This is a genomic window from Terasakiella sp., from assembly GCF_048267425.1.
Classification (GTDB): domain Bacteria; phylum Pseudomonadota; class Alphaproteobacteria; order Rhodospirillales; family Terasakiellaceae; genus Terasakiella.
Window position 1 is genome coordinate 201,288 of the sequence record NZ_JBLWXN010000001.1, and the last position, 24,196, is coordinate 225,483.

The 24,196-nt window shown below is 47.4% G+C and carries 20 protein-coding genes; 8 read left to right on the forward strand and 12 right to left on the reverse strand.

Annotation, left to right across the window (positions count from 1 at the left end):
• Positions 1 to 50: 50 nt before the first annotated feature.
• Entirely contained in the window at positions 51 to 1,415 is a 1,365-nt protein-coding gene (locus tag ACN0VA_RS00930; RefSeq protein ID WP_417819320.1) for a TrpB-like pyridoxal phosphate-dependent enzyme, read from the reverse strand.
• Positions 1,416 to 1,508: 93 nt separating this feature from the next.
• Positions 1,509 to 2,264: a substrate-binding periplasmic protein gene (locus ACN0VA_RS00935; protein ID WP_417819321.1), complete on the reverse strand. Its 756-nt coding sequence runs from the start codon at positions 2,262 to 2,264 to the stop codon at positions 1,509 to 1,511.
• Between the two features lie 265 nt (positions 2,265 to 2,529).
• On the opposite strand from ACN0VA_RS00935, the gene ACN0VA_RS00940 reads away from it, so the two are divergent.
• Positions 2,530 to 3,255: a Crp/Fnr family transcriptional regulator gene (locus ACN0VA_RS00940; RefSeq protein WP_417819322.1), complete on the forward strand. Its 726-nt coding sequence runs from the start codon at positions 2,530 to 2,532 to the stop codon at positions 3,253 to 3,255.
• Positions 3,256 to 3,284: 29 nt separating this feature from the next.
• A complete protein-coding gene (locus ACN0VA_RS00945) occupies positions 3,285 to 4,682 on the forward strand; it encodes an ankyrin repeat domain-containing protein (protein WP_417819323.1) in 1,398 nt (465 codons plus the stop codon).
• Here ACN0VA_RS00945 and ACN0VA_RS00950 read toward each other — a convergent pair.
• From ACN0VA_RS00950 to hflK, 6 genes are all read right to left on the reverse strand, one after another.
• Positions 4,666 to 6,471 carry an ATP-binding protein gene (locus ACN0VA_RS00950; RefSeq protein WP_417819324.1) on the reverse strand — a complete coding sequence of 602 codons (1,806 nt, stop codon included), beginning with the start codon at positions 6,469 to 6,471 and terminating at the stop codon, positions 4,666 to 4,668. The two genes, ACN0VA_RS00945 and ACN0VA_RS00950, sit on opposite strands and share 17 nt — an antisense overlap.
• Positions 6,472 to 6,600: 129 nt before the next feature.
• A complete protein-coding gene (locus ACN0VA_RS00955; protein ID WP_417819325.1) occupies positions 6,601 to 8,400 on the reverse strand; it encodes a response regulator in 1,800 nt (599 codons plus the stop codon).
• A 144-nt stretch (positions 8,401 to 8,544) separates the two neighbouring features.
• Entirely contained in the window at positions 8,545 to 10,023 is a 1,479-nt protein-coding gene (locus ACN0VA_RS00960) for a DegQ family serine endoprotease (RefSeq protein WP_417819326.1), read from the reverse strand.
• Between the two features lie 157 nt (positions 10,024 to 10,180).
• Complete coding sequence (locus ACN0VA_RS00965; protein ID WP_417819327.1) at positions 10,181 to 10,366, reverse strand: DUF2065 domain-containing protein; 186 nt, start codon at positions 10,364 to 10,366, stop codon at positions 10,181 to 10,183.
• Positions 10,367 to 10,469: 103 nt separating this feature from the next.
• Complete coding sequence (hflC, locus tag ACN0VA_RS00970; protein ID WP_417819328.1) at positions 10,470 to 11,327, reverse strand: protease modulator HflC; 858 nt, start codon at positions 11,325 to 11,327, stop codon at positions 10,470 to 10,472.
• Positions 11,327 to 12,430: an FtsH protease activity modulator HflK gene (gene hflK, locus ACN0VA_RS00975; RefSeq protein WP_417819329.1), complete on the reverse strand. Its 1,104-nt coding sequence runs from the start codon at positions 12,428 to 12,430 to the stop codon at positions 11,327 to 11,329. The genes hflC and hflK overlap by 1 nt, the downstream gene beginning before the upstream one ends.
• Positions 12,431 to 12,605: 175 nt before the next feature.
• On the opposite strand from hflK, the gene apbC reads away from it, so the two are divergent.
• Positions 12,606 to 13,712, forward strand: coding sequence for an iron-sulfur cluster carrier protein ApbC (gene apbC / locus ACN0VA_RS00980; RefSeq protein ID WP_417819330.1), 1,107 nt, complete (start codon positions 12,606 to 12,608; stop codon positions 13,710 to 13,712).
• Positions 13,713 to 13,723: 11 nt separating this feature from the next.
• Here apbC and ACN0VA_RS00985 read toward each other — a convergent pair whose 3' ends face one another.
• On the reverse strand, positions 13,724 to 14,410 hold the full coding sequence (locus tag ACN0VA_RS00985) for a substrate-binding periplasmic protein (RefSeq protein WP_417819331.1): 687 nt from the start codon (positions 14,408 to 14,410) through the stop codon (positions 13,724 to 13,726).
• Positions 14,411 to 14,521: 111 nt separating this feature from the next.
• Here ACN0VA_RS00985 and ACN0VA_RS00990 point away from each other — a divergent pair, with 111 nt between their 5' ends.
• From ACN0VA_RS00990 to ACN0VA_RS01005, 4 genes are all read left to right on the forward strand, one after another.
• Entirely contained in the window at positions 14,522 to 15,781 is a 1,260-nt protein-coding gene (locus ACN0VA_RS00990; protein WP_417819332.1) for an MFS transporter, read from the forward strand.
• A 20-nt stretch (positions 15,782 to 15,801) separates the two neighbouring features.
• Positions 15,802 to 17,001, forward strand: coding sequence for an aminotransferase class I/II-fold pyridoxal phosphate-dependent enzyme (locus tag ACN0VA_RS00995; RefSeq protein WP_417819333.1), 1,200 nt, complete (start codon positions 15,802 to 15,804; stop codon positions 16,999 to 17,001).
• A gap of 96 nt (positions 17,002 to 17,097) precedes the next feature.
• Positions 17,098 to 17,985 (forward strand): DMT family transporter, encoded by an 888-nt coding sequence (locus ACN0VA_RS01000; protein WP_417819334.1) that lies wholly within the window; start codon positions 17,098 to 17,100, stop codon positions 17,983 to 17,985.
• Positions 17,986 to 18,050: 65 nt separating this feature from the next.
• Positions 18,051 to 18,176 carry a hypothetical protein gene (locus tag ACN0VA_RS01005; protein ID WP_268233794.1) on the forward strand — a complete coding sequence of 42 codons (126 nt, stop codon included), beginning with the start codon at positions 18,051 to 18,053 and terminating at the stop codon, positions 18,174 to 18,176.
• A 65-nt stretch (positions 18,177 to 18,241) separates the two neighbouring features.
• Here ACN0VA_RS01005 and trpS read toward each other — a convergent pair whose 3' ends face one another.
• The 3 genes from trpS to murJ all read right to left on the reverse strand — a co-directional run bounded on the left by trpS (position 18,242) and on the right by murJ (position 23,475).
• Entirely contained in the window at positions 18,242 to 19,240 is a 999-nt protein-coding gene (gene trpS, locus ACN0VA_RS01010) for a tryptophan--tRNA ligase (protein WP_417819335.1), read from the reverse strand.
• A 110-nt stretch (positions 19,241 to 19,350) separates the two neighbouring features.
• Positions 19,351 to 21,750: a methyl-accepting chemotaxis protein gene (locus ACN0VA_RS01015; protein ID WP_417819336.1), complete on the reverse strand. Its 2,400-nt coding sequence runs from the start codon at positions 21,748 to 21,750 to the stop codon at positions 19,351 to 19,353.
• Between the two features lie 177 nt (positions 21,751 to 21,927).
• Positions 21,928 to 23,475 carry a murein biosynthesis integral membrane protein MurJ gene (murJ, locus tag ACN0VA_RS01020; RefSeq protein WP_417819337.1) on the reverse strand — a complete coding sequence of 516 codons (1,548 nt, stop codon included), beginning with the start codon at positions 23,473 to 23,475 and terminating at the stop codon, positions 21,928 to 21,930.
• Positions 23,476 to 23,635: 160 nt separating this feature from the next.
• Between murJ and ACN0VA_RS01025 the strand changes: the two genes are divergently transcribed.
• Positions 23,636 to 24,175: an aspartate 1-decarboxylase gene (locus tag ACN0VA_RS01025; protein ID WP_417819338.1), complete on the forward strand. Its 540-nt coding sequence runs from the start codon at positions 23,636 to 23,638 to the stop codon at positions 24,173 to 24,175.
• Positions 24,176 to 24,196: the final 21 nt, after the last annotated feature.

Below are 24,196 nucleotides of genomic sequence, written 5' to 3' on the forward strand. Positions count from 1 at the left end.
AAATAGCCCCTGCCTTAGACAGGGGCTATTTCTTCTTAGCTTAAAATACCTTAACCGACATCCGGCAATTTTGACAAAGCGGTCTGTAAGGCTGCTTCGTCATATTGCTTGTCTTCCAGTTTTCCGTCGAAGAAATCTGTATAGGCTTGCATATCGAAATGACCGTGACCGGACAGGCAGAACAGGATGGTGCGTTCTTCGCCTTTTTCCTTGGCATCCAATGCTTCGGCGATTGCCGCCTTAACCGCATGGCTGGATTCAGGGGCTGGAACAATACCTTCAGCTTGAGCAAACTGAACAGCCGCGCTGAAACATTCCACCTGATTATAAGAAATCGCATCCATCAGGCCGAGTTCCTTACAATGGCTGACCAGCGGTGACATACCGTGATAGCGCAAACCACCAGCATGGAACCCCGGCGGCATGAAAGAGGCACCCAATGTATGCATCTTGGTCAACGGGGTCAGTTGTGCCGTATCCCCAAAATCATAAGCAAAGGTCCCGCGTGTCAGGGTCGGGCAGGCCGCAGGTTCCACCGCCAGAATACGGGTGTTTTTACCTTCGCGCAGGTTCCGCCCGATATAGGGGAACGCAATCCCGCCAAAGTTGGACCCGCCACCGGCGCAACCGATGACCACATCCGGGTCAGCATCCGCCATTTCCATTTGTTCCATTGCCTCAATCCCGATAACGGTTTGATGCAATAAAACGTGGTTCAAAACAGACCCAAGTGCATATTTGGTATCATCACGCTGCGCCGCCAGCTCGACCGCTTCGGAAATCGCAATCCCGAGGGAGCCACGGCTTTCCGGGTCTTCTGCCAGAATTTTACGACCGGCTTCGGTTTCGATAGACGGAGACGGAACGCAACGCGCACCATAAGTTTCCATCAGGGCACGGCGGTATGGTTTCTGACCATAAGACACCTTCACCATATAGACATCTACATCAAGCCCGAACAAGGAAGCCGCAAATGCCAAGGAACAGCCCCATTGACCCGCCCCTGTTTCTGTCGTCAGTTTCGTAATGCCCGCTTCTTTGTTATAAAAAGCCTGCGGTACAGATGTGTTGGGCTTGTGTGAACCAGACGGGCTGACGCCTTCGTATTTATAAAAAATCTTGGCTGTCGTGCCCAATGCCTTTTCCAGACGGCGTGCGCGATAAAGCGGGGCTGGACGCCATTGTTTATAAACTTCGCGGACCGGCTCGGGGATTTCGATATCACGCTCGGTCGCCACTTCCTGTTCGATAATCGACATGGGGAAGAGAGGTTCCAGATCACTCGGCCCCACCGGTTGTTTTGTCCCCGGATGCAAAACCGGCGCCGGCATTTCCGGTAAATCGGCCACAATATTGTACCACGATTTCGGAATGCGGTTTTCCGGTAGAAGATATTTTACTGTATCGTCACTCATTTTATATTCCTCTTCCCAAACAGTGCGACGAACTTAGCAACTGTTTGGGGGCTGAGCAATATTCTATATCAGAAAGACCTCACAAAATGCCTATTAGCTTCCAATGTATTGACGAATAATACTCTTAATCAGACCCTCTTTTTTCATTACGATCAAAGTTTGCTCAAATTTTTGTTTAATTGCGTCCGAAACCCCGTTTTTTGCAAAGGCTAAATATGTCGGGACACTTGCAATCTCAGGTGACAGTTCTTTAATTTCGTCTAACAATCCAGCTTGATGGATTAAGTCCAGCATTGTAAATCGGGGTCCGATCAATATATCAACGCGCCCAGAGACCAGTTTTTGCAGGTTTTGTTTATACTGCGTAACCTCTTCAACATTTTTGATTACACCCATCTTTCTTGCTTTGTGCCATGTTGCACCATATGTGGCCCCCCGTAAAATACCAAACCGATAAAGAGACAGTTTTGACAAGTCACCATCAAAGGCGATCTTCGAACTTTTACGGACAAAAAGAACGGCTGTTTGATGTAACAAAACCTCCGTCCCATAATCCATAAACAGTTGGCGTTCCGGTGTTTTGACAATGGCAAACACTCCGTGCGCTTCTTCAAATTCAACCATGCTCAAAGAGCGCGCAAAAGGAAAAACCTTGATTTCAATCGGTTGTCCCATGCGATTAAAAACCGCCCTGACAATGTCAGCTGTTATGCCCTTCACGACCCCTTTTTCCAGATAAACAAGAGGTGGTTGTTCTAATGATACAAGCGTTAGGGTGTTTGCAAAACTCGGTGCCGACCAAAATAAAAATACACAAACCTGCATTAAGATCAATTTGGCTTTATTCATTTCAGCCCCCTTTGAGAGGAAAGAAGCACCCTCAAATATCTCGTTCCTCAGCACGATACATTCGCATCCCAACATTCTAGAATGAGATTATATAACATTTACACATCTCAACCAAGGCGCAATAATCATCCTCTAAAACTAAAGAAAAAATATAATTTTGTTCTTTTTATCAACAGTTCCAAATCAATTTTTCACAAATTGACAAGAGTAAATGATTTACGATCTCGGTTATGTTATTTAGGTGCACAGAAAGGTTAGGTGATTTATGGACGCACTGCATTCCAATATTCATTGCCACCAATGTGGCTTTTCCGGCACCGATCAATTGCGCGATGCCTCCAGACCGGAGACATGCACCACAACGGCGCGCAAGAAAATCCATTATGTGCATGCGGGCGAACCCATTTTCCGCCAAGGGGACGACGCATCCGGGATCTATAACCTGATCTCCGGGATCGTGATGATTACGATGGTCGATTCGCGCGGTGCCATGTTTGCGCCCCGTCTGGTCGTCCCGGGCGAAGCTTTTGGCTATCGATCTTCTTTGGAAGGCGGACGTCATACCTGCACGGCACTGGCCTTGCGCGATTGCTGTTTTTGCCAAATCACTCAGGACGATGCCGCCCGCCTGATTGAACGCGATGAAAAAGTCCGTCAAGCAATGGTCAACAGCTGCACACGCGATATTTTCAACGCCCGCGAGGAAATGATCGCCTCTGCCAGTATGAACCTGTCCGAACGCCTGTTGAAATTTATGACCGTCAAACTCCTGCCTTTGTTTGGCAAAGAACGCGCCAATGGCAGTGCGGAACTGCATCTTCCCTTGAAACGGGCTGAACTTGCATTGGCTTTGGGTGTACAAGGCGAGACCCTGTCACGTGCAATCAAGCGCATTGAAAAAGCGGACCTTGCCCGTTTTGATAAACGCTGTGTCACCTTCCCCTGTCTGCGTGATGTAGAACACCATCTGGAACAAAATCTGACGTGTTAATCGTCTTGATATAAGGAAAGGTGCCCTGAATGTGTTTGTCTTTTCAATGCAGAATGGGGGCACTTTTGTTTTTATGCCTGCTTCTTCCTTTCACCACAACAGGTATGGCCGCACAGCGCCCACAAGCAGAAAAATTTCAGGAACAACTGCAACGCGCCCTTAATCTGGGGAGCCAATCCCCACCAACACCACAAACCATTTCTGAAATTCAGCTTATTTTTTCGGATTTAGAACGTCAGGTTCGCGACAAAGGCCGCAATCAGGGTTTTTTTGAATTTTTTAAGGAAGTCGTTGAGCAACCAACACCCTACGACGGCACCATCGACAACCTTGTCAAATGGTTGCGTTTTCTATCCGTTGCCGGGGATGGTCGCATCGATTTGATGACAGAAGAACTGGTCATTCCTTGCGAACGCGTTCTTAAACATCCTGATTTAAAAAATGTGTCTGAACCCGTTTTCGGCAGTAGTATGGATTTATACTTTCCTCGTACGGACTGCGCAAAATTTCGAAAACGCCTCCCTCAAAGCTTGATGCGATACGCCCAATTCATTGACCAATTCAGCGGGGATTATGGGCACGACGGTACCATCCGGTTTGCCCATGCCCGATCAAATGCCCTGACATGGGATCGCATTGCCCTCTTTCCCAATGAATTAAGCCCGGCACCACAAGCAAAAGACTGTCGTTACCCCTTGGAAAAATGGGCGTTAATGAGCCCTTGGAACTGGCAAAAATTTCAAAAATCAAAAACGCTTTTCCAGCAAGCCGAACGTGACATGACCCGCTATTACCAAGTCCATCACCATATGATGCAAGGCAAAGCAGAACAGGCCGCACGTAAGGCGCTTTGGGCACAAGCCTTCGAAGGACAATGGGACGAAATTACATGCCTGAACAACAGTTTGCGTCATGCTCTTTTGGCAGGCCAGCCCGCCGCGCAAATTATACAGAAGATTACAGACGGCAGCTATCAACTGGATGAATGGGAAAAGGGCCTACCGACTTTTAACCCGCAACACCCAAACACATCCATCTGGTTTTATAGCGAAAAACAGGATCCTTTACTTCATTTCGCTGTCTTCCATACTGATATGCTCGCCTATTTTCTGGAACAGAACATCTTCAGCCAACAAGCAAATCAAATCGGCAAAACGGCATTAATGACAGCCGCCCAATTCGACAAGAAAGAGGCGCTCCGTCTTCTTCTTGAAAAAGGGGCAAACCCCAATGTAACCACTCGGAAAACCACCGAATATTTACGCTTTAACGCGCGAACTGCATTGATGTATGCGGCGGAAAATGCATCACAGGAAACGATTGATCTTCTTGTGCAATATGGGGCGAACCTCAAGGCAAAAGACAGCGAGGGACGTACTGTTCAAGATTATGCCAAACATAATGCCTCCCCTAATCTTTGTCCTTAACCGCCTCAAACAAAGTATTTCGTAGCAAATCAAACGAAAAAGGTTTGGGGACGGTCCCATTCATCCCGGCCTCGACACATTTTTCACGGGTCTCAGAAAATGCATCGGCTGTTAGTGCCAAAATAGGCAACGTTTTCCCATTTTCCTTTTGCCGGATTTCCCGTGTCGCCTGAATACCATCCTTAATCGGCATATTCACATCCATCAAAATAATATCCGGTTGTTGGCGTTCAAACATTTTCACCGCTTCTGCCCCATCATGGGCAACACGAACGTTGATGCCCAGATTTTCAAGAAACCCTCTGGCCACCACCGCATTCACCATATTGTCTTCGGCCACAAGAACGTCCAGACCTTGAAAAATCTTCGTCATTTCTTGTTGGTGTGGCTCCTGTAAATGCTGAATTTCATCACGCGAAGATAACAACATGGGAAGCGTAATTTTAAAGCTTGTGCCTTCACCGTAAACGGAATCGACCTCAATCGTACCATTCATCAATTCACACAGATCCTTAACGATGGCCATTCCAAGCCCCGTACCACCATACTTGCGGCTTATACTGCTATCTGCCTGTGTAAATTTTTCAAAAAGATGGTTTAAACCATCTGTATCCATACCAATTCCGGTATCCGTCAGGCGAATTCGCAGTAAACAAACCTTGTCTGCCTCAGGCTCATTTATAATTTCACATTCTGTTGATATGTTGATACTGCCCACTTCAGTGAACTTTACAGAATTTGCCAGAATATTGGACAACACCTGACGGATTTTTGTCGGATCACCATTCAAATATAAACCTTCCGGCAAATCACTCTGATAATTGACAATTAACCCTTTCTCGCTGGCGATATTTTTATAAAAATCAGCTGTGGTCAGCAGTAGATTTTCCACATCAAAAGAAATTATGTCCAGATGCAGCTCATGGGCTTCAATTTTACTCATATCAAGAATATCATTGAGAATATCCAAAAGCATTTCACCAGAAGACTGGATCAGATCCAAATGGTGTTGTTCTTCTTTCCCAAATTTCTTGTGATTCAAAAGCTGTACCAAGCCCAGCATCCCGTTTAAAGGGGTGCGGATCTCGTGACTCATAGTCGAAAGGAAACGCCCTTTTGCCTCGTTCGCAGAAGAAGCCTGTATCGTTTTGGCTTCAAGCCTTTTGATCAAAACCAAAAGAAGCACCGCAACAAGCGCGATAAAGACTACTAAAAAAAATCCAAGTCGGACAAAACGGTGGGCATCTTCCTGTTTGATGATCACATCATTCAGTGTCTGTTCACTGAGCATTTGCACCATATTATATAAATAGGCAATCGCTGCGACTGCTTTTGTATCGTCGACTTTTAGACGTCTATCATCCTCAACAATGGATGTAATCTTTTTCTCCATTTTATCAATATTTGCTACGTACTCCCCTAATGTACGCTTGATATCATCCAAGATCGCAACGTCTTCACGGTCTTGAACATGGTTTTCAAGCTTATCCAGAAGTGCCAAAATGTTTTTATAATTTTCTTGGGCGCGCAAATAATAAAGATCATCCCGCCGCAAAACATAATTTTTAAAATTATGAATAAAACCGCCATAACCGATTTCCAGGGAAAGTTGGCTCAGTAAACTTACTGTTTGGGTAGAAGCAGATAAACGACTGGACAGAACATCCGATACCATTTCAAAACGACGTTCCGCTTCATAAACATAGCCAAACACCGATAAAATAGACAATGCAGCCAATAAAATAACAGAGCGACGGATAGCCCGACTGTTTTTAACAATGAAATCCATCAGTCACCCATTTTACGCCATGTCATCAATTATTACAGGTTACGGTCTTGTCCCTACCCTAACACTTTTTTCTATTTTAGCGCAAAAAATATTAGTCAATAAGCAACTAAGACTTCTTGAATACGGTCTTTAGGCACGACTGCTTAACGCACCATAAATACTGTTTCGCAACAGTTCGAAAGAGAAAGGTTTGGTGAGTGTTTCTGTCATGCCTGCATCTTTACATTTTTCACGGGTCTGTTCGAACGCATCGCCAGTTAACGCAATAATCGGAACCTTTTTACCGTTGGGCCTTTGGCGAATTTCGATAGAAGTCTGAATCCCGTCCTTAACCGGCATATTGATATCCATCACAATAATATCCGGCTCCATATGATCAAACAGACGTATCACTTCCGCACCGTCATGGGCCACCCGCACCCGCGATCCCAAATGTTCAAGAAAGCCTTTTGTCACAACCGCATTCACCATATTTTCTTCTGCAACCAGAACATTTACATCCCTAAAGGCGTCCATATAAGCTTGATCTTCAGACTCTTCAGATTGTTTTTGTTCAATAGAATGAACCATCATGGGTATAAGGATTTTAATATTTGTTCCTTCACCATAAAGCGATTCCACTTCAATCGTCGCATCCATCAAATCGCATAGCTCTTTTATAAGGGTCTGTCTCGGTTTCTGTTTATGCGAGCCTTTTTCTTGTAAACCTGAAGCTTGTTCAAGAAACTCATTCTGTTCTTCGGATTTTAATCCAAGCCCAGTATCAATAATTTTCAATTTCAGAAGACATATCTCGCCTTCTGCAAAATTATTTTCACATTCCCCATCCACAGAAATTTTTATGCTGCCTGCATCCGTATTCTTAACAACATATGCCAATAGACTGGACAGAATTTGACGTAACTTTGTCGAGTCCCCATTTAAATATAAATCGGGAGGCAATGAACTTTGATAGTTCAGAATCAGGCTTTTTTCAGCCGCCACTTTTTTATAAAAATTCGTTGTCGAACCTAGAACAAGGTTTGCATCAAACGGTAAAATATCCAAATGAAGCTCGCTTGTTGCCACCTTATTCATGTCCAGAATGTCATTCAACAAATTGATTAAGACCTGACCGGATGATTGAATGAGGTTTAAATGACGTCGTTCTTCTTTAGACAATTTTTTTGTATTGAAAAGTTGAATAAGACCTAAAATACCATTCAGTGGCGTTCGTATCTCGTGGCTCATTGTCAGTAAGTAGCGCCCTTTGGCGTCATTCGCCCGGTTTGCCTGTATCGTTTTAATTTCCAGTTTTTTAATTAATGAAACAAGGAACAAGGCAACCAACGCAATCAAGATAACCAAACCAAATCCATACTTAATAAATATATGGGCATTTTTCTGCTTAAGGTTAGCCTCTGCGATGGTTTGCTGGCTCAATTCATCAACCATGTTATATAATTGGTTAATTGCATTAATCGCAGCCGTATCATCCACCTTGACCATTTTGTCATCTGCTGCGATCTGAGGCTGGCTGAAATCTACAGTCAACTCATCTAGATGACCGTTATATTCTTCAACCGTTCTTCTGATTTCACGTAAGAAAACATGATTTTTCTTGTCTTCAATAATTTGTTCCAGCTGGCGGATAAGCATTAAAATCTGCTTATAATTTTCTTCGGCCTTGTATTTATAATTTACATCACGGCGCAGCACATAATTTTTAAAATTATGTATAAATCCACCATAACCAATTTCCGCAGAAAGGCGGCTTAAAAGCTCAACCGTTTGTGTCGAGGTAATCAAACGTTGCGATAATACATCTGAAACCGATTCAAAACGACGCTCAGCTTCGTAAACATAAGCAAGCACAGATAGGATCGAAATGAGCGCCACAATGACAACGGACAACCGAATTGCTCGACTATTGTTGACAATAAAACTCACATCGCACCTATTATTTAATTTAGAGTTACTCTTTGTTGCAAATATACAGCTTTAAGATGTGTTTTACAAGGCTGTTTACCATAAAAAAGGGCTGAGTACGATTATGTACCCAGCCCTTTTTTTATTCATCACCCTTATAGGTGATTATTTCTCCAGTTTTACAGCGACAAATCGCAGACCTTCTTCACCATCAATCAACAACAACAAAGATTTTTGGTCATCCTTCATCGCCTTTTTAACAGCCTGTTTAATATCGTCCGGGCTAGCCACTTCTTTTTGACTGGCTTCAACGATTAACTCGCCTGTGCGTAAGCCTTTTTCAGCCGCCGGACCATCACTATCCACATCCAGAATAATGACACCATTGGCCTCTTCCGGTAGGTTAAAACGAGCGCGCATTTCGTCATTCAAGCTGCCTAATGACAAACCAAGCTCTTCAACCGTTGCCGATGTTTTGGCAAATTTCGGTTTTTCAACATCACCGTTCTTTTCAGCCACTTCCAGTTCACCGACTTTGGCCTTCAATTTAACGATTTTGCCTTTGCGCCAGACTTCCACCGGGACAGATTTTCCGACTTCGGTTTCTGCCACAATACGCGGCAGTTTGCGCATTTCCGAGACATCCTTGTTGTTAAACTTCAGGATGACATCGCCTTTTTCCATACCAGCCTTTTGTGCAGGCCCATCCTCGGCAACACTGGTAATCAAGGCACCCGTGGCTTCTGTCAGGCCGAGACTTTCTGCAATTTCCGCAGATACGTTTTGAATACGTACGCCCAGCCAACCTCGACGGGTGTGTCCATATTCTGCCAGATCGGCAATCACATTTTTCGCAATATTGGATGGAACGGAAAAACCAATCCCGACAGATCCGCCACTGGGCGAGTAAATCGCTGTGTTAATCCCGATCACATCCCCATCCAGATCAAACAACGGACCACCGGAGTTCCCCTTGTTAATGGCGGCATCGGTCTGAATGAAATCATCATAAGGGCCTGCCTGAATATTACGACCGCGCGCCGATACAATACCTGCTGTCACAGAACCGCCCAGACCAAACGGGTTACCGATTGCAACCACCCAGTCGCCGACACGGATCTTATCGGAATCACCCAATTTGACAGCCGATAGTTTAACGCCTTTTTTCAGATCAACCTGAACCAATGCCACATCGGTTTTGGGATCACTTCCCAACAGCTTCGCGTTTAGCTCGGTATTGTCCTGCAAGATCACTTTGATTTCTTCGGCATCTTTGATCACATGGTTATTGGTCACCACGTAGCCTTTTTCCGCATCAATCACAAAACCGGAACCTAACGAGGTTGCGCGGCGTGGGTTGGGTTGAGGCATTTGCCCGCCCCGACGTTCAAAGAAATCACGGAAGAAATCCGGCACCCCTTCCGGCATTTGCCCGTGAGCACTCACCGTTTGTGTCGTCGAAATATTCACCACGGCGGGGAGCAGCTTTTCAGCCAGATCTGCAAAACTTTCCGGCGCCGAACGCGCTTGGGATTGCGCCATCATGGCAATCAACAGCCCCAGTGCTGTCAATGTGGCCATAATCCACAAGGTTGGATTGATCGCCTTGGCTTGAGCATGAGGTCTTCTCTTTACTTGGTTCATTCTTTTAACCACCTCTGTCCTGATATAGGTTTTTTCCTAAATGTATCCTTTCGATGGAAATGTGCAAGCCACTTCCATCGTTTTGCCCAATATGACAAAGGAATGTGGACCCCTTAGGGCAATTTTGTAACGCTGTGTTTCAACCTGTTACAAATCACTACCCGCGTATCAACCAAACCAACGTGACACCGATCAACGCCGCCGTGATACCAGCGCTGCGTATATTTTGTGACGGCAGGGTCAATATCTGCATCATCATGCGTTTCATGCCATCCGGGAACACAGCATATAAGATACCTTCCAGTGCAATCGCCAAACCGACCGCCGTAAAGAAATCGGACATAGAGCAAACCCCCTTTTTATTCAGGAATAATCATAAAAACAAATCACCCCGCACGGGTGCCCATGCGGGGTGATTTTCAGATTGGTATAATCGAAGACCTACCTTACTTACGGCTACCGAAGTAAGTGAAGAACTCGCTATCAGGGGATAGAACCATCGAGGTTCCCTCGCCCAACGCTTCACGATAGGCTTCCATAGAACGATAGAAACGGAAGAATTCCGGATCCTGACCATAGGCGCTACCCAAAATGCGGTTACGCTGGGCATCACCTTCACCACGCAGAACGTTGGATTCACGACGTGCCTCGGCCAAAATAACTGTTTTCTGACGCTCAGCTTCCGCTGTGATGCGTTGCTTGATCTCTTCACCTTCCGCACGCAGACGGTTGGCAACCTGCACACGATCTGTGCGCATCCGGTCAAACACGTTTTGGGAAATCTGTGCCGGCAAGTCTGTGCGACCAATACGAACATCAACCAAAGTCACCCCGTATTGCGGGGCCGCTTGGCGGACTTTTTCAACGATTTCGTTCATCACATCGATGCGTTTGTCAGAGAGCAGATCGATCATTTCAACCTTCGCGACCGAGTCACGAACAGCCGCGTTCAGAACACTACCGAATCGTTGAACAAACGCGCGTTCAAAGCGAACCGACTGGAAAAATTTCAGCGGATCGACAATGCGATAACGGGCATAGGTATCGACCAAAATACGTTTCTGATCCGCCAACAGAATTTCTTCGGGTTGCGGATCAAGGTTGAGAATACGTTTGTCGAAATATTCGACTTCCTGAATGAATGGAATTTTCCACGCCAAACCCGGCTCGGTAATCACACGACGCGGATCACCAAACTGGAACACAATCGCCTGAACAGGTTCCGCCACTTTAAACAAGGTTCCGCTCAGCAAACCGCCGAAGCCAACCAGCAAGACTAATGTTGCGATAAGTTTCTTAGACATTACTGGCCTCCCTTACGCTTTTGGATTTCAGGCAAAGGTAAGTAGGGCACAACACCGGAACTGCCTTTTTCATTATCAATAAGCACCTTATCGGACTTGCTTAAGACATCTTGCATGGTTTCAAGATACAGACGTTCGCGCGTCACATCCTTGTTAACCACATAAGAATCATAAACCGATTTAAATCGATCAGCTTCACCTTCCGCATCCTTGATCACACGTTCTTTATAGGCTTCAGCTTCCTGAATAAGCTTCTGCGCCTCACCACGTGCGGTCGGAACAATACGGTTACGATAGGCTTCGGCCTCGTTTTGTTTACGTTCTTTATCCTGACGAGCCGCCTGTACATCGTTAAAGGCTTCAATGACGGCCTGAGGCGGATCAATCTTCGCCATGTTAACCTGCTGGATAGAAATACCCGCGTCATATTCGTTTAGAATGGCCTGAATAAGATCACGCGTTTCTGTCGCAACCCGATCCCGGTCTTTTGTATTTACATCCGCAAGGCTGCGTTGACCGATCACTTCACGCATCGCACTTTGTGCAGCTGCGCGAACCGTGGTTTCCGGGTCACGAATGTTAAACAGGAATTTTGCGGCGTCGTTAATCACCCACAGAACTTTATATTCCACATCGACGATATTTTGATCACCGGTCAAAATCATACCTTCACTGGTGCCGCCTTTCAGGCTGGACACACCGGTTCCGATGGCGACTTCACGCACGGTCGTTACTTCGGGGATAAAGACATCACCGATCGGTGCCGGGAAATTCCAATGCAACCCCGGAGGGGACGTTTTGACAAATTTGCCGAAAACAAGCTGCACCCCTTGGGATTTTGAATCTACCTTGTAGAATCCGGTTGCCATCCAAATCGCAAATAAAGCGATTAAGCCGAAAACAATAAGTTTTCCGCCACCTGCACCGCCGGGCATAAATTTCTTCATGCTTTCTTGGCCTTTGCGCAGCATTTCTTCCAGATCGGGCGGGGTCGGGCCACCGCCACCGTTGCCACCATTGGGTCGTTTTGGTCCCTGACCCCAAGGGCCTTGGTCTTTTCCACCACCGCCCCACGGGCCGCCGCCCTGATTGTTCCATGACATATTGGGTTTTTCCCTTTAATACTCTGTTCGTCAAAGGTCGATTTGATCAATGCACTTGGCAATTGACCGTTGCACTTGGCAAAACATACCTAACAGTCTTATATGACAGCTACGGCTTTTGCAATGTGCGAACTGCTAAAGATTACATTTATCCGATGTGAAGGAGATTTCAAGGATGTCCGCCCAATTAGAACAAAAAGTTCTCGAGACCCTTAAGACAATCAAAGACCCGGCCAATGGCACTGATATCGTATCTGCTGGAATGGTTGTCGGCCTGCAAAGTAAAGATGGACATATCGCCTTCACAATCGATATCGGTGATCCAAAGCGTGCCAAGGATTTTGAACCGGTTCGTAAAGCCGCCGAACAAGCTGTTCATGCCCTGGACGGTGTTCTCAGTGTGACAGCGGTTTTAACGGCGGAACGCCCGGCCCAACCGCAACAACAGGCCCCGCGCAACAACCCACAAGCTGGCCTGCCCCTCATGCCCGGCGTGAAGTCTATTGTTGCCGTTTCTTCTGCCAAAGGCGGTGTAGGGAAATCCACCACATCAGTTAATATCGCCTTGGCCCTAGCAGGCAAGGGATTAAAAGTCGGCCTGCTGGACGCCGATATCTACGGCCCCAGTATCCCGCGTATGTTAGGGATCACAGGTCAACCGGTCAGCCACGATGGCAAACGACTGGAACCGATGGAAAATCATGGGATCAAATGTATGTCCATTGGCTTTTTGGTCGAAGAAGACACCGCCATGATCTGGCGTGGCCCAATGGTCATGGGGGCGCTTGAACAATTGATGCGTGATGTAAACTGGGGTGAATTGGACATTTTGGTTGTCGATATGCCGCCGGGCACAGGCGACATTCAATTGACAATGGCGCAAAAGGTTCCGTTGACAGGCTCCGTCATTGTATCCACCCCGCAGGATGTCGCCTTGCTTGATACCCGCAAAGGGCTGAGCATGTTCCGCAAAGTCGAAATTCCGGTCTTCGGCATCGTTGAAAATATGAGCTATTTTGCCTGTCCGCATTGCGGGGAGCGCACAGATGTCTTCAGCCACGGCGGGGCACGTAAAACAGCCGAAGCCCAAGGCGCAGACTTCCTGGGCGAAATTCCGCTGGATATCAAAATCCGCGTAACCTCGGATGAAGGTCACCCGATTGTGACACAGGAACCGGACAGCGAACATGCCAAGGCCTATCGTGATATTGCCGACAAAGTCTGGTTCAAGGTCATGGCACAAATGAACGGCAACAAAGGCCCGAACATTGTCTTTGACTGACCTCTAAAGACTTAGCGATACCGGCTCAGGATGTTGGACAATGTCCCGTCCTGAGCCAACTTATTGAGAACACGGCGTAATTCCCAAGATAAGTCTTCGGGGAAATTTTTAGATGCCGCCACATAAAAAAACGACTGTTCAATCACCGGACCAAACTGCAATTTGGTTTCACCCGTCTGTTTAATGAGATATTGCGCAAATCCCTTGGCGGTAAACCACGCATCCACCCGACCGCGCGCCAATAGCTTGATATTGGTTGTCGCCGCTTTGGGAAAAGCGATCATATTCGTAAAACCCTGCTGCGCCAGATAGGCTTCCGCCGGTGTACTTTTTTGAACGGAAATGCTGCCCAGCTTTCGCGCTTCGATCAGGTTAATGGGTTTATCCTGCGCGCTGACAAAAACAAGCTCCATTGGCGCAACAGGCATGAGCCACTGATACAGCTCTTCACGCGGGGCTGTGCGTGTCAGCGGAAAAAGAATGACATTATCCTGCTGTTCAGCAATCTTTTGGGCGCGTGTCCAAGGGTAAAATTCCACTTTTACCTCATGTCCCAAACGGCGCATGGCTTCTTGTACAAGTTCTACAAAAATGCCCGGTAGGGTTCCTTTTTCAATACTGTAAGGAGTCAAATCAGATGTGACCAGCCGGATCGCCGGTTGCTCAGAAAAAGCCTGTCCAAATGTGCCAAAAAACAATATTGTGGCACATAAGAAACGATGTAAAAAAAGGGGAAAGCCTTTTTTATATCTTGGCAAAAATGACATCATGATCGTGACATCATTCCATTTTTTTGAAAGTAAATCCAGATGGCTGTAACAAATTTCCAAAGATTTTCATGGGCTTTGTTCGATTTTGCCAATTCTGCCTTTCCTACGGTTGTCACCACCTTTGTCTTTGCCGCTTATTTTACCAAGGGAATTGCCGTCGATGAAATCAGCGGCACCGCATTGTGGGGGTATGCCACCGGGGCGGCCGCCTTTCTCATCGCCGTATGCGCACCGATATTTGGTGCCATTGCCGATCATAGTGGGCGACGCAAACCGTGGATTTTTCTTTTCTCCATGCTTTGTATTCTCCCCTCAGCCACGCTTTGGTATGCCACACCGAACGAAAGCGTCATTTTATGGGTTTTAATCTGTGTCGGGCTTGCCACTTTCGGGTTTGAAATGGCAATGGTGTTTTACAATGCCATGATGCACGGACTGGCCCGACCGGGCGCAGAGGGTCGTCTTTCCGGTTATGCATGGGGGTTGGGATATCTTGGGGGACTTCTCGGCTTGGCCTTGGTGCTTGTCCTGTTTGTTCAAGCCAACCCGCCCTTGTTTGGACTGGATAAAGAACAGGCCGAACATCTGCGCATTTCCGGGCCTTTTGTTGCCTTGTGGTATTTTATTTTTGCCTTGCCGCTTTTTCTATTCGTTCCCGATAAGCCCGCGCAAGCCAGTTTGGGGCAAGCGACCAGAACCGGTTTGCGCACATTATGGGCCACCTTGCGACAATGGCGCGATTACAAAGACATTTTCCGTTTTCTCATCGCGCGTATGATTTACACGGATGGGCTGAACACCTTATTTGCCTTTGGCGGCATTTACGCAGCCGGAACCTTTCATATGTCGTTTAATGAACTGATTATTTTCGGCATTGGCATCAATGTAACGGCCGGGATCGGCGCCGCCCTTTTTGGTCAATTGGACGATAAATGGGGACCGAAACAGGTTATCTTAATCAGCGTGAGCGCCCTTGTCTTTCTTGGCTTTGCAACTTTAATCGTGGTCGACAAAAATCATTTCCTGATTTTGGGCCTAAGCCTCGGCCTGTTTGTCGGCCCCGCCCAAGCCGCCAGCCGGACCTATTTAAGCCAAGCGGCCCCACCGCATATTCGCACCGAACTCTTCGGCCTTTACGCCTTGTCGGGAAAGGCAACAGCCTTCATGGGACCATTGATGGTCGGATTACTCAGCGATGTTTTCAACTCCCAACGCGCAGGCATGGCAATTATCGTCGTGTTTTTACTAATCGGACTTGCCCTGTCACGAAACTTGCCCGATATAAGAGGGCAAAATTGATTGCATAAAAGGTTATCGACATGGTGAATTCTTCTTTATCCCTGCTGAGCGACTATCCATTCCAGCGCTTGCGCGATCTGTTGGATCATCACGACACACCGGCCGATCTTGCCCCCCTCACCATGTCGATCGGGGAACCGCAACACCAACCGCCGGCCTTGTTGCAAGAGGCTGTGAACGCACACGCGCATCTCTGGAATAAATATCCCCCTATTGCGGGGACACCGGAACTCAATCAAGCCATCGTCGCTTTTTTAAACCGTCGCTATAACCTGAAAGATAGCTTTCTTGGCCTTGAAAACGTATTGCCCGTCTGCGGCACACGCGAAGCCTTGTTCATGATTGGCAATCTGATGATTGAACGCGCCGCCAAGGGGGAAGAAAAGCCCCTCGTACTGGTCCCGAACCCGTTCTATCAGGTCTATGTCGGGGCCGCTGTGATGAACGAAGCCACTCCCGTCTATCTTCCTGCCGGACCGGAAAATGGGTTTATGCCTGATCTGGATGCAGTTTCGGATGAAACATGGACCAAAACCACTTTGCTATTCCTCTGTTCACCGGGTAACCCGCAAGGCATGGTCGCTGATATCGATTATCTGCGTCACGCCCTGAGCTTGGCGCGCAAACATGATTTCACGCTGTTGATGGATGAATGTTACGCCGAACTTTATGATGGAGAAAAACCGCGCGGGGCCTTGGAAGTGGCACAGGAAACTGGATCCCTTAAGAACTTGCTGGTTTTTCATTCCCTTTCCAAACGATCCAGCGCAGCCGGTCTAAGATCAGGTTTTGTTGCAGGCGATCCGTCCCTAATTAAGGCCTTCATTAGCTTGCGTAATTATGGCGGTGCCTCACTACCCCTGCCCTTACAAGCCGCCAGCACCGCCTTGTGGAACGATGATGACCATGTGATTGAAAACCGCCGTCTTTATAAAATGAAAATCGATGCTGCCGAACGCCATCTTGGCAATCGTCTGGGTTTTTATCGTCCTGCCGGCGGATTTTTCTTATGGCTGGATGTCCGCGAACGTTGGGCCAATGGCGAAGAAGCCGCGCTTGAAATTTGGCAAAAATGCGCGGTTCGTATTCTGCCCGGTGAATATCTCGCCAAAACAGATGACAGCGGTGAAAATCCCGGTACGGCCTATATCCGCGTGGCTCTTGTACATGAACAAGACATTGTGGACGAAGCTTTCAAACGCATTGCCGCTATTCTCTAATCTAAGCAATAACCACAGTTGCTTTTTATCCGCTCAGCTCATAGCGTAAGGGGCCTGAGTACAGTCTTTTTTCTATTTATAATCCGTAGGCCCATCGTGTTAAAAACCCTTACCCATCCCTACGTTTTACTGAGCCTCGCTGTCCTGTTCTGGGCGGGTAACTCGGTTGTCGGGCGGGCTTATGCAACCGATCTGCCACCCGTTGCGATGGTCTTTTGGCGCTGGGTCATTGCGGCCCTTGTTCTTATGCCGATCTGCCTGAAACATTTTTTGCGCGATTTTCATATTATTCGGGCCAATCTACCCTATATCGCCGTTCAGGGACTTCTGAGTATTTCGGCTTTCAACACGTTGCTATACTGGGGTTTACATTACACCACGGTGGTCAATACCTCGCTTATTCAGGCCGGGATGCCGGTTGCAACCCTGTTCTTTTCCATCCTGATTTTGAAAAAAGGCATCAGCAAGCTTGCCGGTATCGGTATTGCCCTGTCTATGATCGGGGTAAGCTGGGTCATTACACAAGGTGACCTTGCCACCTTGGCCCAATTGGAATTGAACCCCGGTGATTTGTTAATTCTCATCGCGGTTTTTGTCTGGTCAATCTATTCGGTTTTATTGGCCAAGGCGCCAACCGGACTTTCCCGCCTTGCCTTTACATTGGCGATGGTCTTGTGCGGTGTCATCGTCCTTTTGCCAGTCTATGGCTGGGAACTATCCACAGGGGCCACGTTTGAGCTAAACCAACATACCCTCATCGCCTTTGCCTACATTGGCCTTTTCCCCTCTGTTCTATCTTTCTTATGCTGGAACCGGGGCGTTGAACTGGTCGGGGCCAACACGGCCGGTGTTTTCCTTTATCTCATGCCCATATTCGGGGCAATATTGGGTATGATCATTCTGGGGGAAGGGTTACAAAACTTCCATTTCGTCGGAATCGCCCTGATTGTCTGCGGGATCTGGCTGTCCACACGGCAAAAATAACTCGACTTATCCACGATTTGCTAATATAAGAAATCTTTACAGACTGGCAAAATTTGGAGGGGCGTATGATCTGGAATCCACGCGATATCTTTGCCAAGCTTTTAAGCGATGGCAATTTGCCTTTTTATGTCTTTGGCATGATTTTCCTGATTTTATTCATGGTTTTCGGACGCAGTCTTATTTTTGGCTGAGTTTTCAAACAAAAAAGGCGGGAAGATATGTTTTCCCGCCTTTTTGTTAAATGAATTTTCATCAATTACGGCTGTAGGAAACCGACAACCTCTTTGACTTCTTTCAACACAGGTTCCGCCAAGGCACGTGCGCGTTCTGAACCATCACGCAAAATGGCATCAACCTCTGCCGGATCATCCATATAACGCTGCATTTCCTGACTGATCGGGGACAGTTTATCCACCGCAACCTCGGTCAATGCCTTTTTGAAATCAGCAAAAGACTGACCACCGTATTGGGCACAAACATCTTTGAGTTCCAGATCACTCAGGGCCGCATAGATGTTCATCAGGTTTTTCGCTTCTGCGCGATCTTCGCACGCCTCAACCGTTTCCGGCACCGGCTGCGGATCGGTTTTGGCTTTGCGGATTTTCAACGCGATTGTATCGGCATCGTCCGTCATGCCAATGCGTGAATATTCCGACGGATCGGATTTCGACATTTTCTTGGTGCCGTCACGCAAAGACATTACCCGTGTCGCTGTCCCGAAAATCATCGGATCAGGTTGCGGGAAGACCTCTTTGCCAAAATCGTTATTGAATTTTTGCGCAATATCACGGGCCAGTTCAAGGTGTTGTTTTTGATCATCGCCCACCGGTACATGCGTTGCTTTATAAAGCAAGATATCAGCCGCCATCAGGTTTGGATAAACATACAAACCGCAGGATGCATTTTCTTTATGCTTGCCTGCTTTTTCCTTAAACTGCGTCATACGGTTTAGCCATCCAAGGCGCGCAACGCAATTGAAGATCCATCCCAGTTCCGCATGTCCAGAAACAGACGACTGGTTGAAAATAATATTGCTTTTCGGGTCGACACCGGATGCAAGCATCCCGGCGGCAACTTCGCGCGTCGCACGGCGCAGGCTTTCCGGGTCTTGCCAGACAGTGATGGCATGCATATCGACAACACAGAAAATGCATTCGTAATCGTTTTGCAATTTCACCCAGTTGCGAATGGCCCCAAGATAGTTGCCAAGTGTCAGGTTACCGGAAGGCTGAACGCCTGAAAAAATGCGATCCATTGGATGTGTCCCGCTTTCAAAAAAAATTTACAATGGGACGCTGTGGAGACGCCCCTGCTCAAAGAAGCAATTGTTATGCAATGCACGATGAACAGGGTCAAGATAAAGCGTTATTCAGCCGCATTTTGATAATCGGAAAAGGCAATAATATCGGAGCCACCCAGAATTTCGCTACGCAAATGATCCGCCCACATATTCATGACATAGCTCACGACATCTGCGCGTTCTTCCATATCCCCGACAAAACGGATACGGGTTTTCGGTGACTGTGCCCCACGTTTGCTGAGGATTTCGACAGTATATGTCCCTTCAATGCCCTCAATATTGGCTTCATATTCTTCTGCAATGCGAACATCCAACGCAGGAACCAAGGCAAAGCCATTGTTGGAAATATCATGCAATGTGGAACGCAAGACCCCACGCGGCCCTTTTAAGGTAACGTTGACATCTTTTCTCATCACAAAGGCCTTGTCACTATCGTTCAAGGCATTTGAAGCGGTACGGATTGCCGTATTCAAGGACATTTGCAGACTTTCGACCATAGAAGACACATTTCTAGAAACCGAACCAAGGTTATCGCTTAATGCACGCACGTCCTGCATTTCAGAAGAAGCATTGTTTACTTGATGATTCAGACGTTCCGAAACTTTAAATGATGCCTGTATGCTGGTGGTGATTTGACGGGTCGCCGCACTTTGACCGTCCACACTGTTAGAAACCTCGCTAGAAATATTGGCCATATCATTGATAATGCCATTGATCTCCTCAATCGATTTCACGCAGTCACGGGTCACATTGCGCACACCGTTAATTTGCGTGGCGATTTGTGCCGTTGCCTTGGATGTTTGCGTCGCCAATTGCTTCACTTCAGACGCTACAACAGCAAACCCTTTCCCGGCAATACCTGCACGCTCCGCCTCGATCGTAGCATTTAAGGCCAGCATATTGGTTTGCGCGGCAATATCACTGATAATGGCAACCACATTGCCGATATCATCTGTTGCCTTGCTCAAAACCTGTACAAAACGGGTGGAATTTTGCGCCTGTGTCATCGCAGTATCGGCAATATCGCGCTGTCGGCCCACTTTGGCGGAAATATCTTCAATGGTCAGGGCTAGATTATCCGCCGCCTGCGCCACCTGTTCTGCCAGACTGTGTGATTCCTGGGCTTCACGGGCCATGTCCCCGGCTTGAGCTGAAACCCGTTCGGCTGAACCCGACATCGTTCCCACCGCACGCGACAATTCTTTGGTATGATTGGCGACTTTTTCCAACACCACACCGGTTTCTGACTCAATCGTATCGGCCATTGCGAACAGGGACGCACTGCGTTTTTCTTCTTCCTGTTTTTGATCTTCCAGACGTTGCTGGGTCAGGCGTTCCACATCCAGTGCATTTTGTCGGAAAATGACAACGGCTTTTGCCATTGTGCCCACCTCATCACGACGTTGACGGTCCACCACTTCAATCTCTGTGTTACCTTCACCCAAAAGACGCATATCCTGCGTTACCCGGCGCAACGGTCCCAAAATACTGCGTGACGTCACCGCCCCTAACAAGACAGCAATAACCGCAACAATAATCATTGTGACCACATAGCTGGTAATTGTACTGGCTGAAGCTGCGCTCACCGCAGAAGTCGTCTGGTTCTGTTCTTCAATGGCTGTGCGACGGATACTGTCAGCCATTGCCATTGTTTTTTCAATTTCACTGCGATAAGCGCTAAATGAGTTGATCAAACCTAAGTTAGATCCCTGAAATTGCACATAGCCCTGTTTCAGCAGATCATTATCACGACCTAGAAATTTCAAAGGTTTTAGATCGCGACGCGACAGGCCCTTCATTTCAATCTTAGTTTCGCCCAAGGCGTTATCCAAAGCAGCCGTTGCATTGCGCGCATTTTGCAAGGTCTTATCCGACGGTTTAATGGCATAGGTCATGGTTTCCACCAAAGCTTTTGCCGATGTCGTCATAATTTTATGCGCCATTAAAGAAAGCCCTGCATATTCCGGCTTTTCCAGTGCAATCGTATCCAGTTTTTCCGACAGTTCCGGTGCCGATAACGTCAGCTTATTCGCCCCCATCAAAATCATATCTGCCGAAGCCCCGATATTTTCGATGCGTAACAATAAGGGACCAAGCGTTTCTTTGTAAGCTTTGGAATATTGTGCCACCTTGTCAGAGTCCGCCTGCTGACCCTTTTCCGCCAAATGGCGAATAAAACGTTCTTCCGTTGTTTTGGTTGTTTCTAAGCGACGGTCCACAGTTGCACGATCCTGTGGTTTCTGTGACTGGGCATACAACAGAATGGCGTCGGAAAGCTCCTGAAGGCGCAATGCATATTCATTAGCTTCTCCGACAAGGGTGATCTTTTCGCCAATTGTCTCTGTCGATCCGGCCATTTCGTCAAACTGGAAGGTTGCAAACGCCCCCAGTCCCAGAAGCGCGATAATTAAAAAACCGAACCCGACATAGATACGATGGGCAATTGAAATACGATCAGAACTCATTCTATTCACCTTCAGCAGAAACACGTCTTGTTACGACGATTGCCCTACCTGATGGTCTCAGAGGATTCTTTTGTCAATTCAATAAGATAACTGAAAAAATAAGTTCACAAATATGCAAAATAATTGCAATAAATACAATGATATGCAACTTGCAGCTATGGGGCTTGAACTGTTGATCTATTGCCTGCGCATCATGGATTTTACCTCCGCCCATCGCGCTGCGCCGAATAAAAAGACACTGGCGAAATAAGACAGCAAACCAACCCCGACCAATGCACATAAAGACAGGATTCGCATGAGTTGCGATCCCACCAATTCAGCCTGTAACAACTGGGTCAATCCATACAAAGCCGCCGCCATCACACCACAAGCCAAAACAATACGCCCTGCCCGGCTCTTCAATCGGCTATCCAAGGTCAAATAACCGTTTTTGCGTAAAACAATGGCCAATAATAACGTATTAACCCATGCCGAAATCACCGTCGCCATTGCCAGACCCACATGCAAAAACGGTCCCATCAAAAGCAGGTTAAAGACAATATTCACCACCATACACACAGCCGCAATTTTTACCGGGGTTTTCGTATTCCCCCTGGCAAAAAAGCCCGGTGTCAGTGCCTTGTTCAGCACATAGGCAGGCAAACCCAAGGCATAAACAAACAGGGCCGCCGCCGTGGCTTGCGTATCACTGGCAACAAATTCTTTGCGTTCAAACAGGATGGAAACAATCGGGTCTGCAATCACCATATAGGCCACAGCCGCCGGCAAGGTCAGCAGCAGAGAAAATTCCAAAGCCCGGTTCAGGCTGTTCATCGCGCCGGTTTCGTCACCGCCGCGTAACTGACGCGACATCATCGGTAAAAGGGCTGTCCCCACCGCGACCCCGACCACCCCCAACGGCAATTGATTGATCCGGTCTGCGTAAAACAAAAACGAAATAGATCCCGTCGGCAATAAGGTTGCAATGATCATATCGACCAGCATATTGATCTGATAAATCCCCGCACCGACAGCCCCCGGAATAATGCGCGCAACCATTGTTTTCACATCCGCATTCCAGCGTGGCCAGCCCAGTTTCAGGCCCATTTTATTTTTCACACCGTTCCAGAACATCCAGATAAATTGAACAATCCCGGCCCCAAACACCCCCCAGGCCAAGGCATGACCCGGTGTTGCCATATAAGGGGTCAGCCCCAGAACCGCCCCGATCAGGCAGATATTTAACAAAACAGGCGTGGCAGCCGCAGCCGCAAATTTATTGAGAGAATTCAACACACCGGCCATTAAAGAAACCAATGAGATGAACAATAAATAAGGAAAAGTGATTCTGGTCAGATGAACAGCCAGATCAAATTTTTCCGGATCATTCATGAAACCGGGGGCAAATAACCGCATGGCCCACGGCATAGACAGTTCCATCACAATCAATAAGGCCAGCAAGACCCAAAAGAGAAAGGCGAACGCCTGTTCCCCAAACGCCTTGGCAACCTTCGCACCATTTTCCTCTTCTAGTTTTCCGGCAAATAACGGCACAAAAGCCGCATTGAACGCCCCTTCCGCAAACAGGCGGCGAAAAACATTGGGAAATTTAAACGCGATAAAAAACGCATCGGCAACCGGTCCCGCCCCCAAGATGGCCGCAACCAGAATATCACGGACAAAGCCGAGAATACGGCTCAACATCGTAAAGCCGCCGACCGTCGCTATTGATCGCATCAATGCCATAAAATATCCCGCTCTATAAATTTATCCGCTTATATGGGTAACGTCTGGAGAGTTAAAGAATATATAACTTCTGCTGCCAATATGTTAAAAAATGCTGGCTCACAGGCTTAAAATCGTTATAAAGCCTGTACCTTTTTTTAAATGTTTAAGGCTGACGACTATGATGAAAGTTGTACGCGCCAAGTTACATGGCATTCGCGTCACCGGGGCTGACCTGAACTACCACGGTTCCATTACGCTGGACCCGGAACAGTGCGAACTGGCTGGCATTTACCCGATGGAATTCGTCGATATCTGGAACAAACAGAGCGGCGCACGCATTTCCACCTATGTCATCTATGGGGAACCGGGATCTAAATGCTGTATCCTCAATGGCGCGGCTGCCCGCACCTGTCAAAAAGGCGATGAAGTCATCATCTGTTCGGCCGATTACTGCAAACCGACTGACCTGTACGACCTGCAACCGACAATCCTGACATACCTGCCCGATAACTCGGTTGACCAGATTTTGAAATATGATGTCTATCGCAGCCAAAAAATGGCCTACGATTTCCGCATTATTGATGCCAAAACCAACCAGATCGAAGATTGCCACACCTATCCCAACGTGGATATTAATTCCATTCGCAAAGACCTGAAAAAACGCGGCATGACCCCCGATGATATCGACGCTTTCATCGAAAAATATCTCATGCGTTAATATCGAGTGACAGCACAAGAC

Coding starts and splice junctions, on each gene's coding strand:
- ACN0VA_RS00930 (WP_417819320.1), bottom strand. CDS start 1,415: ATGAGTGACGATACAGTAAAATATCTTCTACCGGAAAACCGCATTCCG.
- ACN0VA_RS00935 (WP_417819321.1), bottom strand. CDS start 2,264: ATGAATAAAGCCAAATTGATCTTAATGCAGGTTTGTGTATTTTTATTT.
- ACN0VA_RS00940 (WP_417819322.1), top strand. CDS start 2,530: ATGGACGCACTGCATTCCAATATTCATTGCCACCAATGTGGCTTTTCC.
- ACN0VA_RS00945 (WP_417819323.1), top strand. CDS start 3,285: ATGTGTTTGTCTTTTCAATGCAGAATGGGGGCACTTTTGTTTTTATGC.
- ACN0VA_RS00950 (WP_417819324.1), bottom strand. CDS start 6,471: ATGGATTTCATTGTTAAAAACAGTCGGGCTATCCGTCGCTCTGTTATT.
- ACN0VA_RS00960 (WP_417819326.1), bottom strand. CDS start 10,023: ATGAACCAAGTAAAGAGAAGACCTCATGCTCAAGCCAAGGCGATCAAT.
- ACN0VA_RS00965 (WP_417819327.1), bottom strand. CDS start 10,366: ATGTCCGATTTCTTTACGGCGGTCGGTTTGGCGATTGCACTGGAAGGT.
- hflC (WP_417819328.1), bottom strand. CDS start 11,327: ATGTCTAAGAAACTTATCGCAACATTAGTCTTGCTGGTTGGCTTCGGC.
- hflK (WP_417819329.1), bottom strand. CDS start 12,430: ATGTCATGGAACAATCAGGGCGGCGGCCCGTGGGGCGGTGGTGGAAAA.
- apbC (WP_417819330.1), top strand. CDS start 12,606: ATGTCCGCCCAATTAGAACAAAAAGTTCTCGAGACCCTTAAGACAATC.
- ACN0VA_RS00990 (WP_417819332.1), top strand. CDS start 14,522: ATGGCTGTAACAAATTTCCAAAGATTTTCATGGGCTTTGTTCGATTTT.
- ACN0VA_RS00995 (WP_417819333.1), top strand. CDS start 15,802: ATGGTGAATTCTTCTTTATCCCTGCTGAGCGACTATCCATTCCAGCGC.
- ACN0VA_RS01005 (WP_268233794.1), top strand. CDS start 18,051: ATGATCTGGAATCCACGCGATATCTTTGCCAAGCTTTTAAGCGATGGC.
- trpS (WP_417819335.1), bottom strand. CDS start 19,240: ATGGATCGCATTTTTTCAGGCGTTCAGCCTTCCGGTAACCTGACACTT.
- ACN0VA_RS01015 (WP_417819336.1), bottom strand. CDS start 21,750: ATGAGTTCTGATCGTATTTCAATTGCCCATCGTATCTATGTCGGGTTC.
- murJ (WP_417819337.1), bottom strand. CDS start 23,475: ATGGCATTGATGCGATCAATAGCGACGGTCGGCGGCTTTACGATGTTG.
- ACN0VA_RS01025 (WP_417819338.1), top strand. CDS start 23,636: ATGATGAAAGTTGTACGCGCCAAGTTACATGGCATTCGCGTCACCGGG.